This is a genomic window from Caballeronia sp. INDeC2 (assembly GCF_023631325.1).
Taxonomy (GTDB): Bacteria; Pseudomonadota; Gammaproteobacteria; order Burkholderiales; family Burkholderiaceae; genus Caballeronia.
On record NZ_JALQDG010000013.1, the window covers coordinates 93,495 to 111,377 of the forward strand.

Below are 17,883 nucleotides of genomic sequence, written 5' to 3' on the forward strand. Positions count from 1 at the left end.
GTATCGATGCGCGTTCTTTTACGAGCGATAGTCGGCGTTGATGCTCACGTAATCGTGCGAGAGGTCGCAGGTCCAGATCGTCGCGTTCGCGTCGCCGCGTCGGAGCAGCACGCGAATCGCGATTTCGCTCTTCTTCATCACGCGCTGGCCGTCTTCTTCCTTGTACTCGGGATTTCGTCCGCCCGACTTCGCGACGAGAACGTCATCAAGATAAAGATCGATCTTGCCGACGTCGAGATCCGTCACGCCCGCATAACCGATCGCCGCGAGAATGCGGCCGAGGTTCGGATCGGAGGCGTAGAACGCCGTCTTCACGAGCGGCGAATGGCCGATCGCATACGCGATCTGACGGCATTCCGCCGCGTCCTTGCCGCCTTCAACCGTGATCGTCATGAATTTCGTCGCGCCTTCGCCGTCGCGCACGATGAGTTGTGCGAGTTCCTGCGCCACTTCGGTGACCGCGTCACGCAACGCGGCGTACGAGGGCGAATCCGTCGACGTGATCGCCGGCAAGCTCGACTTGCCCGACGCGATCAGGATGAACGAATCGTTGGTCGACGTATCGCCGTCAATGGTGATGCAGTTGAACGAGCGATCCGCAACGTGCTTCACCAGTTGGTCCAGCACCGGCTGCGCGACGTTGGCATCGAAAGCGAGGAAGCCGAGCATCGTCGCCATGTTCGGCTTGATCATGCCCGCACCCTTGCTGATGCCCGAGAACGTGACGACGTGGCCGTCGATCGTCAGTTGACGCGACACAGCCTTCGGCAACGTGTCCGTCGTCATGATGGCCTGCGCCGCGTCGAACCAGTGCGACGCCTTCTGATTCGCGAGCGCGGCGGGCAGGCCGGCCTTCAGACGATCGATCGGCAGGGGCTCGAGAATCACGCCGGTGGAGAACGGCAAGATCTGTTGCGCATCGAGGTTCGCGAGGCGCGCGAGTTCCGCACACGTCTCGCGTGCGTGCGCCATGCCCGGCTCGCCCGTGCCGGCGTTCGCGTTGCCGGTGTTCACGACGAGCGCGCGAATGCCCTTGCCGCCCTTGCCCGCCGCCGCGAGATGCTCGCGGCACACGGTGACGGGCGCGGCGCAGAATCGGTTCTGCGTGAACACGCCCGCGACGCTCGCGCCTTCATCGACGCGAATGACGAGCACATCCTTGCGATTGGGCTTGCGGATATTCGCCTCGGCCCAGCCTAGCGTGACGCCGGCGACGGGATGAAGCGCTGCGGGATCGATCGAGGGGAAGTTGACGGCCATGTTCGCGTCTCGCTGAAGGTGGCGAGTGCCGGTTATCGGACCGGCACGCTTTGAAAGACTGACGCCGCCCCGCTTTGCGAGACCGGCGCCGTGAAATGTTGAGACCTGCAAAGACAAACGACGCATCGCTGCGTCGCTTGGGTCCGGTCAGCAGCCGATCAAGCCAGCTTGCCGTGACAGTTTTTGTACTTCTTGCCGCTGCCGCACGGGCACGGATCGTTGCGGCCGACCTTCGGCACGTCGTCCGAGGGGCGCGTCACGACGCTGACGTCGTCGCCGGCGGCCATCGCCTGGCTGACCATCTGCGCGGTGGCGCTCGCCGCGGCCGTGGCGGGCGTCGGTTCCGCGGCGGGCGCGTTGAAGTCGGCGTGCGTGAACGACACGTTCTCGAGATGGCTGCCCTTCTCTTCGTACTGCTCGGCGGCTTCCTCGAGCTGTTCCGGCGACTGGATCTGCACGTTCATCACAACGCGCGTGACTTCCTGCTTGACGGCGTCGAGCATCGCGGCGAAGAGTTCGAACGCCTCGCGCTTGTATTCCTGCTTCGGGTTCTTCTGCGCATAGCCGCGCAGATGGATGCCCTGACGCAAATGATCGAGCGCGGCGAGATGCTCGCGCCAGCGGCTGTCGAGCGTCTGCAGCATGATCGAGCGCTCGAACGCGCTAAACGATTCGCGGCCCACGAGCGTGACCTTCGCTTCGTACGCTTCGTCGGCGGCGGCGAGCACGGCTTCGCAGATCTCTTCGGCGTCGATCGAGTTCGACTCGTTGATCATCTCCTGCACGGCGAGGTCGAGGGACCAGTCGTTGCGCAGCGCTTCTTCCAGTTCCGGCGCTTCCCACTGCTCTTCGATGCTGCCCGCCGGCACGAATGTGCGCACGACGTCGCCAATCACGCTCTGGCGCATCGCGGCGATGGTTTCCTGCACGTCGTTCGCTTCGAGCAGTTCGTTGCGCTGCTGGTAGATGACCTTGCGCTGATCGTTGGCGACGTCGTCATATTCGAGTAGTTGCTTGCGGATATCGAAGTTTCGCGCTTCGACCTTGCGCTGCGCGCCTTCGATCGAGCGCGTGACCATGCCCGCTTCGATCGGCTCGCCTTCCGGCATCTTCAGGCGATCCATGATTGCGCGCACGCGGTCGCCCGCGAAAATGCGCAGGAGCGGGTCATCCAGCGACAGATAGAAGCGCGACGAACCCGGGTCGCCCTGACGGCCCGCGCGGCCGCGCAGCTGGTTGTCGATACGGCGCGACTCGTGACGCTCCGTGCCGATGATATGCAGACCGCCCGCCGCCTTCACGTGATCGTGCAGCGTCTGCCATTCGTCGTGCAGCTTCTGGATGCGCGCGGCTTTCTCGTTCTCGGGAATCGACAGATCCGCTTCGATGAACGACGCCTGCTTCTCGACGTTGCCGCCGAGCACGATGTCCGTGCCGCGACCGGCCATGTTCGTGGCGATCGTGACGACGCCCGGACGGCCCGCTTCCGCGACAATCGCCGCTTCGCGCGCGTGCTGCTTCGCGTTGAGCACTTCGTGCTTCACGCCCGCTTGAGTGAGCAGGCTGGACAGCAGTTCCGACGCTTCGATCGACGTCGTGCCGACGAGCGTCGGCTGGCCGCGTTCGACGCAATCGCGGATGTCGCGAATCACCGCGTCGTAGCGTTCCTTCGACGTCTTGTAGATCTGATCCTGCTTGTCGATGCGCTTCGGCGGACGATTGGTCGGAATCACGACCGTTTCCAGGCCGTAGATTTCGTTGAATTCGTACGCTTCCGTGTCCGCGGTGCCGGTCATGCCCGACAGCTTCGCGTACATGCGGAAGTAGTTCTGCAGCGTGATGGAGGCGAGCGTCTGGTTCTCGGCCTGAATCTGGACGTGTTCCTTCGCTTCGACGGCCTGATGCAGACCGTCCGACCAGCGGCGGCCGGTCATCATGCGGCCCGTGAATTCGTCGACGATCACGACTTCGCCGTTTTGCACCACGTAATGCTGATCGCGCAGGAAGAGCGTATGCGCGCGCAACGCGGCATAGATGTGATGCATCAGCGTGATGTTCTGCGGCGCGTAAAGGCTTTCGCCTTCGCCGATCAGGCCCCACTCGGCGAGCAGGCGCTCGGCCTTCTCGTGCCCCGATTCCGTCAGGAACACCTGGCGCGCCTTTTCATCGAGCGTATAGTCGCCCGGCTTTTCGACGCCAGTGCCGTCCGCCTTTTCCTCGCCGATCTGCTGTTCGAGCAGCGGCGGCAGCGCGTTCATGCGCACGTAGAGATCGGTGTGATCTTCCGCCTGACCGGAGATGATGAGCGGCGTACGCGCTTCGTCGATGAGGATCGAGTCCACTTCGTCGACGATCGCGAAATTGAGCGGCCGCTGCACGCGCGCGGTGGTCTCGTAGACCATGTTGTCGCGCAGATAGTCGAAGCCGAACTCGTTGTTCGTGCCGTAGGTGATGTCCGCCGCGTACGCTTCCTGCTTCTGCGAATGCTCCATCTGCGACAGATTCACGCCGCACGAGAGCCCGAGGAAGTTGTAGAGACGCGCCATCCATTCGGCGTCGCGTTGGGCGAGGTAATCGTTCACCGTGACGACGTGCACGCCGCGGCCCGACAGCGCATTCAGATACGCGGCGAGCGTCGCGACGAGCGTCTTGCCCTCGCCGGTGCGCATTTCGGCGATCTTGCCGTAGTGCAGGACCATGCCGCCGATGAGCTGGACGTCGAAGTGGCGCATCTTGAGGACGCGCTTGCTCGCTTCGCGGCAGACGGCGAACGCCTCGGGCAGGATCACGTCGAGCGATTCACCGCCCGCGACACGTTGGCGGAACTCGTCGGTCTTGGCGCGCAGCTGGTCGTCCGAATACTTCTCGACGGTCGGCTCGAGGGCATTGATCGCCGCAACGGTCTTTTGATACTGCTTGACCAGCCGCTGATTGCGGCTGCCAAAAATCTTCTGAAGGAAACCGGTCGTCATCGGATCAGTGTCTGCGTCGCGGCTTCGGACGGGCGCATGTGCAAGCTGCGTCCGGGCTCGGAGAACCTCGGCGACTTAAGTCCATAAGGTGAAATTCGAATCGGGAATTTTAGCACGCGAGTTTGGCAGACCTTGCGTTGGCGTGCCTGTGCGCGCGTCGGCGCGGCGCGACAGTCAACGGGTTGAAAGCTTTCCGGCAAGCATCGCCCGAAAAGACCGTCGACCGGGAACGATGGCTTGCCTCGCGTACAATCGAACCGTTCCATCGGGCGTCCGCCTACAAAAAATGAGCCGCTTTTCTACAAATTCAAGGTCGCGTTTCGATCCACGCAGGCCGCAAGCCGTCGCCGACGTGCTCGATCGCACCGATGCGTTTCGCGCGTTGCGCGCGGGCGTCGAACAAGTGGCGGCGCTGCAGCGCGATTTGAGCGCGCTCTTGCCGGATTATCTGGCGTCGAACGTGGAGCCGGGGTTCATCAAGGACGGCGTGCTTGCGCTCTTCGCCGCGCATAACGCGCTTGCGGCGCGGCTGCGGCATCTGGAGCCGCGCCTGCTTTCCGATCTTCAGCAGCGCGGCTGGGCCGTCAACGCGCTGAAAATTCGCGTGCGTCCTCAATCGATGAAAGAACCCGCGCCGCCGAAACAGGCGCGCATGTCGCCGGCGGGCGCTTCGGCGCTGCGGGAGCTGGCTGACACGCTAGAGCCGTCGCCGCTGCAGGAAGCGCTCGCGCGGATGGCCTCACGTCACCAGGCGCGCACGCAAAAAAAATGAGCGGCGCTTTCGCCGCCGCTCATTCTTGACTGCCGGAATTATTGCTTTACATCAGGCAAATGCTGTTTGCGTATCGAAAGCAAAACCGCGCGGCGCCTTCTGCGTGTCCTCGAACGTGACGATTTCATAAGCGTCTTCGTTCGCGAGCAATTCGCGCAGCAGCATGTTGTTCATCGCGTGGCCGCCCTTGTACGCCTTGTACGACGCCAGCAGCGGATGGCCGACAACGTACAAGTCGCCGATCGCGTCGAGCATCTTGTGCTTCACGAACTCGTCGTCGTAACGCAGGCCGTCATTGTTCAGGATGCGGTATTCGTCCAGCACGATCGCGTTGTCCATGCTGCCGCCGCGCGCGAGTCCCAGCTCACGCATCATTTCGACTTCGTGCGCGAAGCCGAAGGTGCGAGCGCGGGCGATTTCGCGCACGTACGAAGTGGTCGCAAAGTCCACTTCCAGCGCCTGACCGGTTTTGTCGACGGCCGGATGGCGGAAATCGATAGTGAAGCTCAACTTGAAGCCGAAATACGGTTCGAGACGCGCGAACTTGTCGCCGTCGCGCACTTCGACAGGCTTCGTCACCTTGATGAATTGCTTCGGCGCGTTCTGCTCTTCGATACCCGCCGACTGGATGAGAAACACGAACGAAGCCGCGCTGCCGTCCATGATCGGGATTTCCTCGGCGGTCACATCGACGTACAGATTGTCGATGCCGAGACCCGCACACGCCGACATCAAGTGCTCGATCGTCGACACGCGCGCGCCATCCTTCTGCAACACGGACGCGAGACGCGTATCACCGATCGACATGGCGGACGCGGGAATGTCGACCGGCTCGGGCAGGTCGATGCGCGAAAATACGATGCCCGTGCCAATCGGTGCGGGGCGCAGAGTCAAGTTGACCTTGCGACCGGAATGGAGCCCGATCCCCACGGTTTTGACGACGGTCTTGATTGTTCGCTGCTTCAACATGATGTTCTTTCCGATTTAAGTTCCCTATAAAGAGAATCAATCGCGCATTAAATTCTAATAGGCCGAATTATACTCCATTCGTCTCGCGCCGTCCTGATCCGGCAGGTATCAACTGTTTCCCTGTGTTACGTCGCGGCAGCCAAATCATGAAGTAGAACGGGCCGATGCCCGGAATGGAGGCATTTCCGGACATCGGCCCCAGGTTGCGGCTCAGTGCGAGGGCGCGTGGAGCGTTGCGCGCAGGCAACGCGGCGCCGCTGCACTCAGCGCAACGTCGCCAGGATGCTTCGAGCGTCGCTGACTTCGAACTTGCCGGGCGCTTCGACTGACAGCGTCTTGACCACGCCGTCGTCGACCACCATTGCGTAACGCAGGGAACGGATTCCCATGCCACGCTCGGACAAATCCTGATCCAGTCCGAGTGCCTGAGTGAAACGCGCACTGCCGTCCGCGATCATCTTCACCTTGCCCGAGGTTTGAAGATCGCGTCCCCACGCGCTCATGACGAACGCGTCGTTGACGGAAACGCACCAGATTTCGTCGATGCCCGCAGCGGACAGATCCGCAGCGGACTCGACGTAGCCGGGCACGTGTCTGGCGGAGCATGTCGGCGTAAAGGCGCCCGGCAATCCGAAGATCACCACGCGCTTTCCTGCGCACCGCTCGCGCGCCGGGAACGCATTCGGTCCCACGGCACAGCCTTCGGTGGCCTCCTCGATGAACTCGAAGAGACGCACGTCGGGCAACGTATCACCCACTTTGATCATGCTCGGTCCTTCCCTCATCAGTGCTCGCGGACATCCTCGCGATTGCATCGTCCCGCGACCCGGCCGAACGTCATTGCGGCAACTTCGGCTTCAATCTGCCTTCCTCGACGTCAGGGGCAGATTCGTGGAGGTCGGCTGGCCACGGCCCGGCGTCCATTTTGCATCCAGGACGCGGCCTTGGACAGTCGCCCCACGCGAAGCCTGCATCATCCGCACGATATGTTCGGCGCGCACGCGGTGGGCTGAATCGTCAGAGCCAACTCAGCAGCAAGTAACGTGCGCCCGCTCAGTCCGCCTGCTTGCGCAGGAACGCCGGAATGTCATACGTATCGACGCCTTTTTCCTGCAACGCCTGCACGTGCGATGCCGCGGTTTCGCGCGTCGAACGCCACACGGCCGGGGTGTCGAGCTGACCGTAATCCGTCGTCGATTGGCCGTGCTGCGCGCCGTACGTGTTGTGCGCAGCCTGATGGCCGTGCGCGACCGGCTGGTTGTCGGTGCCCGTGCGCAGGAGGGTCATCGGTGCTTGCTGCTGCTTCTTCGCCGCGCGGCCCAGACCCGTTGCCACCACCGTCACGCGCAGCGCATCGCCCATCGCGTCGTCGTACACGGCGCCGAAGATGACCGTTGCGTCATCGGCTGCGTAGCTCTTGATGGTGTTCATCACTTCACGCGTTTCCGACAGACGCAGCGAACGGCTCGACGTGATGTTCACCAGCACGCCGCGCGCACCCGACAGATCCACGCCTTCCAGCAGCGGGCTTGCGACAGCCTGCTCGGCGGCGAGGCGCGCACGATCGACGCCGGCAACCGTCGCCGTGCCCATCATCGCCTTGCCTTGCTCGCCCATCACCGTCTTCACGTCTTCGAAGTCGACGTTCACGAGACCGTCGACGTTGATGATTTCCGCGATACCGGCCACTGCGTTGTTCAGCACGTCGTCCGCGCACTGGAAGCACTTGTCCATCTCGGCGTCGTCGCCCATCACCTCGAACAGCTTGTCGTTCAGCACGACGATCAGCGAGTCGACGTGATCCTCCAGTTGCTGCGAGCCCGCTTCCGCCACGCGCATGCGGCGGCCGCCTTCGAACTCGAACGGCTTGCTCACCACGCCGACGGTCAGAATGCCCATTTCCTTCGCGATCTGCGCGACCACCGGCGCCGCGCCCGTGCCCGTGCCACCGCCCATACCGGCGGTGATGAACACCATGTGCGCGCCGCGCAATGCATCGGCGATGCGCTCGCGTGCGTCTTCCGCCGCTTCCTTGCCCTTCTCCGGTTTGGCGCCCGCGCCGAGACCGGTCATGCCCAGTTGCAGAACCGCCGGCGCACGGGAACGCGCGAGCGCCTGTGCGTCGGTGTTCATCACGATGAAGTCGACGCCCTGCACACCACGGTTGATCATGTGCTGAACCGCGTTGCCGCCAGCACCACCGACGCCCACGACCTTGATGATCGTTCCGTTGGTTTCCGTTTCCAGCATTTCGAAATCCATGTTGCCTCCGTCAAGAATGAAGATCGGCGTTATTCGACGAGAGATCGGGCAACCTTTCGTCGCGCGCCAGCCGCCGGTACCAGCGCGTAATTCTTTTTGTTGCTTGTTGCTTAAAAGTTCCCGAGGAACCAGTCCTTCATCCGCGAGAACACCTGTCCCATCGAACCGTTCTGCACCGCGACCTTGCGGCCGCGCATGCGTTGCGAGCGTCCTTCGGCGAGCAGGCCCATCGCGGTCGAGTAGCGCGGGTTGCGCACCACGTCGGCGAGACCGCCCGCGTATTCCGGAACGCCGATGCGCACCGGCTTCAGGAAAATATCTTCGCCGAGCTCGACCATGCCGGGCATCATCGCCGCGCCGCCGGTCAGCACGACACCGCTCGACAGCAGCTCTTCGTAGCCCGATTCGCGCACGACCTGTTGCACCAGCGAGAACAGCTCTTCGACGCGCGGCTCCACGACCGCCGCCAGCGCCTGACGCGACAGCGTGCGCGGACCGCGCTCGCCGAGGCCCGGCACTTCGATCATTTCGTCCGGATCGGCAAGCGCCTGCTTCGCGATGCCGTAGCTCACCTTGATGTCTTCCGCGTCGGGCGTCGGCGTGCGCAGCGCCATCGCGACGTCGCTCGTGATCTGGTCGCCGGCGATCGGGATCACCGCCGTATGACGGATCGCGCCTTCGCTGAAGATGGCGATGTCGGTCGTGCCTCCGCCGATATCGACCAGCACGACGCCGAGTTCCTTCTCGTCCTCGGTCAGCACGGCAAGCGACGACGCCAGCGGTTGCAGGATCAGATCGTTCACTTCGAGGCCGCAGCGGCGCACGCACTTCACGATGTTCTGCGCCGCGCTCACCGCGCCCGTCACGATGTGCACCTTCACTTCGAGGCGGATGCCGCTCATGCCGATCGGCTCGCGCACGTCTTCCTGACCGTCGATGATGAATTCCTGCGTCAGGATATGCAGCACCTGCTGATCGGTCGGAATGTTGATTGCCTTGGCCGTCTCGATCACACGCGCGACATCCGCCTGCGTGACTTCCTTGTCCTTGATCGCGACCATGCCGCTCGAATTGAAGCTGCGAATATGACTGCCCGCGATCCCGGTGAATACGTTCGTGATCTTGCAGTCGGCCATCAGTTCGGCTTCTTCGAGCGCGCGCTGGATGGATTGCACCGTGGCCTCGATATTGACCACGACGCCCTTCTTCAGCCCCTTCGAGTCGCTCTGACCGAGTCCGATCACCTCGTAGTGGCCTTCGCCCTTCAGTTCGGCGACGATCGCGACCACCTTCGACGTTCCGATGTCGAGGGAAACCAGCAGATCTTTGTAGTCTTTGCTCATAGCGTGCTCATGCCTGTGATGTCTGCTTACTTCTTGGCCTTATCGGTGTCGTTGATGAAGCGCATGTTCGCGGCTCGTATCGCAAAGCCGTTCGGGTACCGCAAATCCGCATATTCGATGTCTTTCCCCCATCGTCCCGTGACGGACGTCCACGACGCGACGAAACGCTTGCAACGGTCGCTCAGCGTGTCCTGGTTGCGCTCGCGGCCCAGCTCAATCTGCGTGCCGTTCGAGAGCTTGACCGTCCACGCGAAACGCGGCGACAACGTCACCTCCTCCGGCTTCGCGTCCAGCGGCGCGAACCACTTCTGGAAATCGCGGTAGCGCGCGACTACTTCCTTCGCCGTGCCCTCGGGGCCGTCGAATGAAGGAAGGTCGTCGTCGAGTTCGCCCTGGTTCGCCGTGAAGAGATCGCCGTCGACGCTCACCAGTTGATCGTTGCCCCACGTGCCGAGCGGCTTGTATTCCTCCAGCGTCACCGCGAGTGCGTTCGGCCACACGCGCCGCACGCTCGCGTGGCGCACCCACGGCACCTGCTCGAACGCGGCGCGCGCCGCATCCAGATCGACGGTGAAGAAGTTGCCCTTCAGATGACCGACCACGCTCGCGCGCACGACCGGCGAATTGACGTGCGCCGTGTCTCCGTCGATCTGAATCTCACGCAGGCGAAACTCGGGACGCTGGATCGCCCAATAACCCGCGGCGGCCAGAAGCAGCAGCACGAGCACGACGTGCAGCGCGTTGGCGGCGAGGTTGAGTTGGCGAACGTTGTTCCACATGGTTTCGCTTGTTCGTGTCCTGTGTGATCGACCTAATTCTTAAGCGTGAGCGACAGCACCTTCACGACGAGATCCTTGTAGCTGATGCCAACCGCGCGCGCGGCCTTCGGCGGCAGCGAGTGATCCGTCATGCCGGGCGCCGTGTTCACTTCGAGGAAATACGGGTTGCCGTCCGCGTCGAGCATGAAGTCGGCGCGGCCCCAGTCGGTGCAGCCGAGAATCTCGAACGCGCGCTTGGTCAGCTGCTTCATGCGCGCTTCTTCGGCTTCGGTCAGGCCGCACGGAATCAGGTACTGCGTGTCGTCGGCGACGTACTTCGCGTGATAGTCGTAGAACTCGCCCGCCGGCACGATCTTAATGACCGGCAAGTCGAGATCGCCCGCGATGCAGCACGTGAACTCGCCGCCGCCCTCGATGCTTTTCTCGACGATCACGATCTTGTCGAAGTTCGCCGCTTCGGCGAGCGCGGGCACGAGCGTTTCCGCGCTCTTCACCTTGATAACCGCGACACTCGAGCCTTCGCTGGCCGGCTTCACGAAGAGGGGCAAGCCGAGCTTCGCGACGATGTCCTGCGCGCGCGCCGCGTAATCTTCACCGCGAAAGACGGTTTCGAACAGCGGCGTCGGAATGCCGGTCTGCTGCCACACGAGCTTGGTGCGCAGCTTGTCCATGCCGAGCGCCGAGCCGAGCACGCCGCTGCCGGTGTAACGGATGCCGTAGAAATCCAGCGCGCCTTGCAGCTGGCCGTTTTCGCCATAGCCGCCATGCAGCGCGATGAACGCGCGCACGAAGCCGTCGGCCTTCAGATCCGAAAGCGGACGCCGAGCCGGATCGAACGGATGCGCATCGATGCCCGCGTCGCGCAGACCTTCGAGCACGAGGCGCCCGGAATTGAGCGACACCTCGCGCTCGGCGGAATTTCCACCGAGCAACACCGCGACTTTGCCGAAGGCTTTGGGATCGATTTGATTCACCTGATTGCTCATGTTCTTGATACCGCTCTTACCGAGACTGGCCATTTGCCATGTCCGCCAGCTTTCCGCACACGCCGCCGATGGAACCCGCGCCCATCGTGATCACCACGTCGCCGTTACGCGCGATCGTCGTTACCGCGTCGGGCACTTCGTCGATCGTCTCGACGAACACCGGCTCCACCTTGCCCGCGACGCGAATCGCGCGCGCCAATGCGCGGCCGTCCGCTGCGACGATGGGCGCTTCGCCTGCCGCATAGACATCGGTGAGCACGAGCGCATCGACCGTCGACAACACTCTCACGAAATCCTCGAAGCAATCGCGCGTGCGCGTATAGCGATGCGGCTGGAACGCGAGCACGAGGCGCCGATCGGGAAACGCGCCGCGCGCCGCCGCGATCGTCGCGGCCATTTCGACCGGGTGATGACCGTAGTCGTCGATCAGCGTGTACGCGCCTTCGCCGGTGCTCGCGTTCACTTCGCCGTAACGCTGGAAGCGCCGGCCCACGCCGTTGAACTCGGCGAGCGCACGCTGGATATCGGCATCGGCGACTTCGAGTTCAGTCGCGATCGCAATCGCTGCGAGCGCGTTCTGCACGTTGTGCGTGCCCGGAAGGTTCAGCACGATGTCGAGCGGCGGCGCATCCGCGCGCAGCGTCGTGAAATGCATGCGGCCGTCGCGCGCCTCGACGTTCACCGCGCGCACTTCCGCTTCCGCGCCGAGGCCGTAGCGGATGATCGGCTTCGACACGAACGGCAGGATTTCGCGCACGTTCGGATCGTCGACGCACAACACCGCGATGCCATAGAACGGCAGGCGATGCGTGAACTCGATGAACGCCTGCTTCAGCCGCGCGAAGTCGTGGCCGTAGGTGTCCATGTGATCGGCGTCGATGTTCGTGATGACTTCGATCACCGGGAAGAGATTCAAGAACGATGCGTCCGATTCGTCGGCTTCCGCGACGATGAAATCGCCCGTGCCGAGCCGCGCGTTCGCGCCCGCGCTGTTCAGGCGGCCGCCGATGACGAACGTCGGATCGAGCCCGCCCGCGGCGAGCACGCTCGCGACGAGCGAAGTCGTCGTGGTCTTGCCGTGCGTGCCGGCGATCGCGATGCCCTGCTTCAGACGCATCAGCTCCGCGAGCATCACGGCGCGCGGCACGATCGGCACGCGGCCTTGACGCGCCGCGAGCACTTCGGGATTGTCCGGACGCACGGCCGTCGACACGACGACCGCATTCGCGCCTTCGATGTTCTGCTCGTGATGACCGATCTCGACGCGCGCGCCGAGCGCACGCAGCCGCTCGGTCACCGCGTTGTTCGCGAGATCCGAACCGCTCACGTGATAGCCGAGATTGAGCAGCACTTCGGCGATGCCGCTCATGCCCGCGCCGCCGATCCCGACGAAGTGAATATGCTTGACGATATGTTTCATTTAATGTGCCTCCCGAGCTTGCGCGTTCACACGCGCGCCGGCCACGTCGACGCATATGCTCGCGACCTTCTCGGTCGCGTTCGGTTTCGCGAGTGCGCGCGAGCGCTCGGCCATTTGCTCGAGCGATGCGCGCGACTGTGCGCGTAGCCAGTCGGCGAGCTTCTGCGCCGACAAATCGCGTTGTTGTATCAGTTCAGCCGCGCCGTTCTTCGCGAGAAAGGCGCCGTTGGTCGTCTGGTGATCGTCGACGGCGAACGGGAACGGCACGAAGAGCGCAGCGACGCCGACCGCCGCGATCTCCGAGACCGTCATCGCGCCCGAGCGGCAGATGACGAGATCCGCCGATGCATAAGCACCCGCCATGTCTTCGATGAACGGCACGAGTTGCAGATCTTCTCCGCGCGTAAGACCCGCCGCCGCGTAGTTCGCTTCCAGTGCTTCGATATGCTTCGCGCCCGCCTGATGAACGATGCGCGGACGCTCGTCCGGCGCCAGCATCGCAAGCGCCTTCGGCACGGTTTCGTTCAATGCGGCCGCGCCGAGACTGCCGCCGACGACGAGCACATTCAGACGCCCGGAACGCGCGGCGTAGCGTACTTTGGGTGGCAATGCGCTCGTTAGTTCCGCACGGATCGGATTACCGGTCCATTCGGCATTCGGCAGAGCATTGGGGAACGCGACGAGGACGCGCTTCGCGAGATGCGCGAGCACCTTGTTCGCGAGTCCCGCGATCGAATTCTGTTCGTGCAGCACGAGCGGGCAGCCCGCGAGCTTCGTCATGATGCCCGCCGGAAACGTGATGTAGCCGCCCATGCCGAGCACGACATCCGGCTTCACGCGGCGCAGCGCGGCGAAGCTCTGCGAGCATGCGCGCAGCAGATTCACCGGCAGCATCAGCTTGGTCTTGATGCCCTTGCCGCGCACGCCGCCGAAGCGCACGTATTCCATCGGAATGCCGTGCTTCGGCACGAGCGTCGCTTCCATGCCGTTCGCATTGCCGAGCCACACCACGCGCCAGCCGTGCGCCTGCATCCAGTGCGCGACCGCGAGCCCCGGGAACACGTGGCCCCCGGTGCCGCCCGCCATCACCATCAAGGTGCGGTCGCGTTGCGCGGTCATACTTTTCCTCCGCGCATGAGAACCCGGTTCTCGTAATCCACGCGCAGCAAAACGGCTAGCGCAACGCAGTTCAGCAGAATGCCCGAGCCGCCGTAGCTGACGAGCGGTAGCGTGAGACCCTTGGTCGGCAGAAGACCGAGATTCACGCCCATGTTGATGAACGTCTGCGCGCCGAACCAGATACCGACGCCCTTCGCCATCAAACCGGCGAACGTGCGATCGAGCGCGAGCGCCTGACGGCCGATCTCGAACGCGCGGCGCACGATCCAGTAGAACAGCAGGATCACGCAAATCACGCCGACGAAACCGAGTTCCTCGCCGATCACGGCAAGAATGAAGTCGGTATGCGCTTCCGGAAGATAGTTGAGCTTTTCGACGCTGCCACCGAGTCCGACGCCGAACCACTCCCCGCGTCCGAACGCGATGAGCGAGTGCGTCAACTGGTACGCCTTGCCTTGCGCGTAACGGTCGTCCCACGGATCGAGGTAAGCGAAGATTCGCTCGCGACGCCACGGCGATGCCCACACGAGCAACGTGAACGTGCCCACCGCCGTCGCCACCAGTCCGCCGAACAGCTTGCCATTGACGCCGCCGAGGAACAGCACGCCCATCGCGATGGCGGCGATCACCATGAACGCGCCCATATCGGGTTCGAGCAGCAAAAGCGCGCCGACCGCGCCGACCGCCACCGCCATCGGCAGGAAGCCCTTGCCGAAGCTGTGCATGAATTCCTGCTTGCGCACGGTGTAGTTCGCGGCGTAGATCGTCACCGCGAGCTTCATGATTTCCGACGGCTGCATGTTCGTGATGCCGAGCGGAATCCAGCGGCGCGCGCCGTTCACGCCTTTGCCGACGTGCGGAATCAGCACGATGACCAGCAACACCAGCGCGAAGAGAAACAGCTTCGGCGCGTATTTTTCCCAGGTCTTGATCGGGATCTTGAACGCGATGATCGCGCCGACGAGCGCCGTCGTAATCGAGATGAGGTGGCGCACGAGGAAGTGATAGTCGCGGTAGCTCGCGTACTTCGGAGAATCTGGCATTGCGATCGACGCCGAATACACCATCACGATGCCCAGGCCGAGCAGCGAGATCATCACCCACAGCAGCGAATAGTCGTAGTCGAGCATGCGCGAGCGCGCGGGGCGCACGCCGTTCACCGCGCTCGAAATGCCACCGCGCGTGCCGGAATTCGAGCGGCCCGCGAGCGAGTCGCTCGGCATCGCGTTGCGCTGGCCCGTGAGTTTCGATCCGAAGCGGTCCGACCAGCTCATAGCATCACTCCCCGCGCGGCGGCGATATCTTCCACCGCGCTGCGAAACACGTCGGCGCGGTGTGCGTAGTTCCTGAACATGTCGAGGCTCGCGCACGCGGGCGAGAGCAACACGGCGTCGCCGGCTTCCGCGATGCGCGCGGCGGCATTCGTCGCGGCTTCGAGCGTCGCGTGGTCTTCGAGCACGACGCCCGTCGATGCGAGCGTTTCGCGAATGCGCGGCGCGTCGCGGCCGATCAGCATGACCGCGCGCGCCCAGCGTGCGACCGGCGCTTCGAGCGGCGAAAAGTCCTGGCCCTTGCCGTCGCCACCGGCGATCAGCACGATGCGCTGCGCGAGTCCATCGAGCGCGGCCACCGTCGCGCCGACGTTGGTGCCCTTGCTGTCGTCGACGTAATCGACGCCGTCGATCTGCGCGATCACTTCGACGCGATGCGGCTCGCCGCGATACTCGCGCAGGCCGTGCAAGAGCGCGGCGAGCGGCAGATCGATCGCACGCGCGAGCGCGAGCGCCGCCAGCGCGTTCGCCGCGTTGTGAAGACCGCGGATACGCAGCGCATCGACCGGCATCAGTCGCTTCGAGACGACGTTCGGCTCGCTGATTTCCTGCTTGCGGCGACGCGACGGCGCAGGTTCATCGGCGGCGTCGCGATCGATGCCGATAGCGAGCCACGCCATGCCGTTGTCGCGCAGCAGACCATAATCGCCGACATGGCACGGCTCGTTCAGCCCGAACGTCACGACGCGGTCCTGCGCGATGTTCTTCGCGAGCGCCATCGTGCGGGCGTCGTCGCGGTTCAGCACGCGCGTCGTGCGTAATCCGAAAACGCGGCCCTTCGCGGCGGCATACGCGTCCAGGCCGCCGTGCCAGTCGAGATGATCCTGCGTGATGTTGAGCACCGCGGCCGCGTGCGGAGCGAATGTATGCGCCGTTTCCAGCTGGAAGCTCGACAGTTCGAGAACCCATACATCCGGCAGCGCGGTTTGATCGATCGCTTCGGTGAGCTTGTCGAGCATCGACGGGCTGATGTTGCCCGCGACCGCGACCGACTTGCCCGCGCGCTCGCACAAAAGGCCTGTGAGCGCGGTGGTCGTGGTCTTGCCGTTCGTGCCGGTGATCGCGATGACCTTCGGCGCGTAACCGTTCTCGCCCAGTCCAGCGAGCGCCTGCGCGAAGAGTTCCAGTTCGCCCCAGACGGGAATGCCGCGTTCGTTCGCGGCGGCGATCAACGGCGCGAGGTCCGGCGCGAGCGGCGAAAGCCCCGGGCTGATCGCGACGAGCTCGATGCCGCCATCGAGCAATGCGGGCGTGAACGCGCCGCCGATGAAATCCGCATCGATCTTGTGGATCGCGAGTTCGGAAAGATTCGGCGGCGTTTCGCGCGTGTCGGCGATCTTCAGGCGGCAACCGTGCCTGGCGCACCAGCGCGCCATCGCCAGACCGGATTCACCCAGTCCCAGCACGAGCACCATCGGACTTTGCCGACCGAGAAACTTCTCGCCAAACATCGCTTTACCTTTCCCAAAAACCTGAAACCGCGAAAACGCAAAAGATCAACGCAACTTGAGCGTCGACAAGCCGAAGAGACACAGCATCAACGTGATGATCCAGAAGCGCACGACCACTTGCGTCTCGGTCCAGCCGGACAACTCGTAGTGATGATGCAGCGGTGCCATCTTGAAGAAGCGCCGGCCTTCGCCGTAGCGCCGCTTCGTGAACTTGAACCAGAAGACCTGCAGCATCACGGAAAGCGTTTCCGCGACGAAGATGCCGCCCATGATGAACAGCACGATTTCCTGACGGACGATCACCGCGATCGTGCCGAGCGCGCCGCCGAGCGCGAGGGCGCCGACATCGCCCATGAAGACTTGCGCGGGGTGCGTGTTGTACCAGAGAAACGCGAGACCCGCGCCCCCCATTGCGGAACAAAAGATCAAAAGTTCGCCCGCGCCGGGAATGTGCGGGAACAGCAGATATTTCGAGTAAACCGAGCTGCCCATCACGTATGCGAACGCGCCGAGCGACGCACCGACGAGCACGACGGGCATGATGACGAGACCGTCGAGTCCATCGGTGAGATTCACCGCGTTGCTCGAACCGACGATCACGAAATACGTCATGGCGATGAAGCCCCACACGCCGAGCGGATAGGTGATCGACTTGAGGAACGGCAGCATCAGATCCGCGCGCGCGGGCAGGCCCATCGACAGGCCGCTCTTCACCCACGCCATGAAGAGATCGAACACGCGCGCGTTGTTCGCCTCCGAGACGCTGAACGCGAGATACACGGCCGCGAAAATGCCGATCACCGATTGCCAGAAATACTTCTCGCGCGAGGACATGCCGCGCGGATCCTTGTGCACGACCTTGCGATAGTCGTCCACCCAGCCGATCACGCCGTAGCCGAAGGTGACGAGCATCACGATCCAGACAAAGCGATTCGTGAGGTCGGCCCAAAGCAGCGTCGATACCGCGATGCCGATGAGAATGAGCACGCCGCCCATCGTCGGCGTGCCGGACTTGACGAGGTGCGTCTGCGGGCCATCCTTGCGCACGGCCTGACCGACCTTGAGCGCGGTCAGCTTGCGAATGACCCACGGACCACAAACGAGGCCGATAAAAAGCGCCGTCGCCGTGGCTCCCACGGCGCGGAACGTAATGTAGGTAAACACGCGCATGAAGCTGGCGTCATTCTGAAGCCATTGCGCGAGTGCGAGTAGCATGCTG

14 protein-coding genes are annotated in these 17,883 nt (G+C 63.5%); 1 reads left to right on the top strand and 13 read right to left on the bottom strand.

Features of this window, described 5'->3' with window-relative positions:
• Window positions 1–18 precede the first annotated feature (18 nt).
• Together argJ and secA are read right to left on the bottom strand one after the other, a co-directional pair.
• On the bottom strand, window positions 19–1,260 hold the full coding sequence (argJ, locus tag NCS28_RS11725; RefSeq protein WP_250513983.1) for a bifunctional glutamate N-acetyltransferase/amino-acid acetyltransferase ArgJ: 1,242 nt from the start codon (window positions 1,258–1,260) through the stop codon (window positions 19–21).
• Window positions 1,261–1,418: 158 nt separating this feature from the next.
• Entirely contained in the window at window positions 1,419–4,232 is a 2,814-nt protein-coding gene (gene secA / locus NCS28_RS11735; protein ID WP_284504827.1) for a preprotein translocase subunit SecA, read from the bottom strand.
• Window positions 4,233–4,518: 286 nt separating this feature from the next.
• On the opposite strand from secA, the gene NCS28_RS11740 reads away from it, so the two are divergent.
• Window positions 4,519–5,004 (top strand): DciA family protein, encoded by a 486-nt coding sequence (locus NCS28_RS11740; protein WP_250513984.1) that lies wholly within the window; start codon window positions 4,519–4,521, stop codon window positions 5,002–5,004.
• Between the two features lie 51 nt (window positions 5,005–5,055).
• Here the strand turns inward: NCS28_RS11740 and lpxC are convergent, their stop codons facing one another.
• The 11 genes from lpxC to mraY form a co-directional block, all read right to left on the bottom strand.
• Complete coding sequence (gene lpxC / locus NCS28_RS11745; RefSeq protein ID WP_250513985.1) at window positions 5,056–5,973, bottom strand: UDP-3-O-acyl-N-acetylglucosamine deacetylase; 918 nt, start codon at window positions 5,971–5,973, stop codon at window positions 5,056–5,058.
• Between the two features lie 263 nt (window positions 5,974–6,236).
• Complete coding sequence (locus NCS28_RS11750; protein ID WP_250513986.1) at window positions 6,237–6,740, bottom strand: peroxiredoxin; 504 nt, start codon at window positions 6,738–6,740, stop codon at window positions 6,237–6,239.
• A 286-nt stretch (window positions 6,741–7,026) separates the two neighbouring features.
• Window positions 7,027–8,235 (bottom strand): cell division protein FtsZ, encoded by a 1,209-nt coding sequence (ftsZ, locus tag NCS28_RS11755; RefSeq protein ID WP_250513987.1) that lies wholly within the window; start codon window positions 8,233–8,235, stop codon window positions 7,027–7,029.
• A 110-nt stretch (window positions 8,236–8,345) separates the two neighbouring features.
• The gene (ftsA, locus tag NCS28_RS11760) at window positions 8,346–9,578 is read right to left on the bottom strand and encodes a cell division protein FtsA (RefSeq protein WP_008342980.1); all 1,233 of its coding nucleotides are present in this window, start codon (window positions 9,576–9,578) and stop codon (window positions 8,346–8,348) included.
• A gap of 26 nt (window positions 9,579–9,604) precedes the next feature.
• Window positions 9,605–10,357: a cell division protein FtsQ/DivIB gene (locus tag NCS28_RS11765; protein WP_250513988.1), complete on the bottom strand. Its 753-nt coding sequence runs from the start codon at window positions 10,355–10,357 to the stop codon at window positions 9,605–9,607.
• 32 nt (window positions 10,358–10,389) lie between these two features.
• Entirely contained in the window at window positions 10,390–11,331 is a 942-nt protein-coding gene (locus NCS28_RS11770; protein WP_250514010.1) for a D-alanine--D-alanine ligase, read from the bottom strand.
• A gap of 28 nt (window positions 11,332–11,359) precedes the next feature.
• On the bottom strand, window positions 11,360–12,763 hold the full coding sequence (gene murC / locus NCS28_RS11775) for a UDP-N-acetylmuramate--L-alanine ligase (protein WP_250513989.1): 1,404 nt from the start codon (window positions 12,761–12,763) through the stop codon (window positions 11,360–11,362).
• Window positions 12,764–13,882: an undecaprenyldiphospho-muramoylpentapeptide beta-N-acetylglucosaminyltransferase gene (gene murG / locus NCS28_RS11780; RefSeq protein ID WP_250513990.1), complete on the bottom strand. Its 1,119-nt coding sequence runs from the start codon at window positions 13,880–13,882 to the stop codon at window positions 12,764–12,766.
• Entirely contained in the window at window positions 13,879–15,156 is a 1,278-nt protein-coding gene (ftsW, locus tag NCS28_RS11785) for a putative lipid II flippase FtsW (RefSeq protein ID WP_061121481.1), read from the bottom strand. Before ftsW ends, murG begins: the two co-directional genes overlap by 4 nt.
• Window positions 15,153–16,664 carry a UDP-N-acetylmuramoyl-L-alanine--D-glutamate ligase gene (murD, locus tag NCS28_RS11790; protein ID WP_250513991.1) on the bottom strand — a complete coding sequence of 504 codons (1,512 nt, stop codon included), beginning with the start codon at window positions 16,662–16,664 and terminating at the stop codon, window positions 15,153–15,155. Before murD ends, ftsW begins: the two co-directional genes overlap by 4 nt.
• Window positions 16,665–16,709: 45 nt before the next feature.
• Window positions 16,710–17,879, bottom strand: coding sequence for a phospho-N-acetylmuramoyl-pentapeptide-transferase (mraY, locus tag NCS28_RS11795; protein ID WP_250513992.1), 1,170 nt, complete (start codon window positions 17,877–17,879; stop codon window positions 16,710–16,712).
• Window positions 17,880–17,883 lie beyond the last annotated feature (4 nt).

Coding starts and splice junctions, on each gene's coding strand:
- mraY (WP_250513992.1), bottom strand. CDS start 17,879: ATGCTACTCGCACTCGCGCAATGGCTTCAGAATGACGCCAGCTTCATG.
- NCS28_RS11750 (WP_250513986.1), bottom strand. CDS start 6,740: ATGATCAAAGTGGGTGATACGTTGCCCGACGTGCGTCTCTTCGAGTTC.
- murD (WP_250513991.1), bottom strand. CDS start 16,664: ATGTTTGGCGAGAAGTTTCTCGGTCGGCAAAGTCCGATGGTGCTCGTG.
- lpxC (WP_250513985.1), bottom strand. CDS start 5,973: ATGTTGAAGCAGCGAACAATCAAGACCGTCGTCAAAACCGTGGGGATC.
- secA (WP_284504827.1), bottom strand. CDS start 4,232: ATGACGACCGGTTTCCTTCAGAAGATTTTTGGCAGCCGCAATCAGCGG.
- argJ (WP_250513983.1), bottom strand. CDS start 1,260: ATGGCCGTCAACTTCCCCTCGATCGATCCCGCAGCGCTTCATCCCGTC.
- ftsW (WP_061121481.1), bottom strand. CDS start 15,156: ATGAGCTGGTCGGACCGCTTCGGATCGAAACTCACGGGCCAGCGCAAC.
- murC (WP_250513989.1), bottom strand. CDS start 12,763: ATGAAACATATCGTCAAGCATATTCACTTCGTCGGGATCGGCGGCGCG.
- murG (WP_250513990.1), bottom strand. CDS start 13,882: ATGACCGCGCAACGCGACCGCACCTTGATGGTGATGGCGGGCGGCACC.
- ftsZ (WP_250513987.1), bottom strand. CDS start 8,235: ATGGATTTCGAAATGCTGGAAACGGAAACCAACGGAACGATCATCAAG.
- NCS28_RS11740 (WP_250513984.1), top strand. CDS start 4,519: ATGAGCCGCTTTTCTACAAATTCAAGGTCGCGTTTCGATCCACGCAGG.
- ftsA (WP_008342980.1), bottom strand. CDS start 9,578: ATGAGCAAAGACTACAAAGATCTGCTGGTTTCCCTCGACATCGGAACG.
- NCS28_RS11765 (WP_250513988.1), bottom strand. CDS start 10,357: ATGTGGAACAACGTTCGCCAACTCAACCTCGCCGCCAACGCGCTGCAC.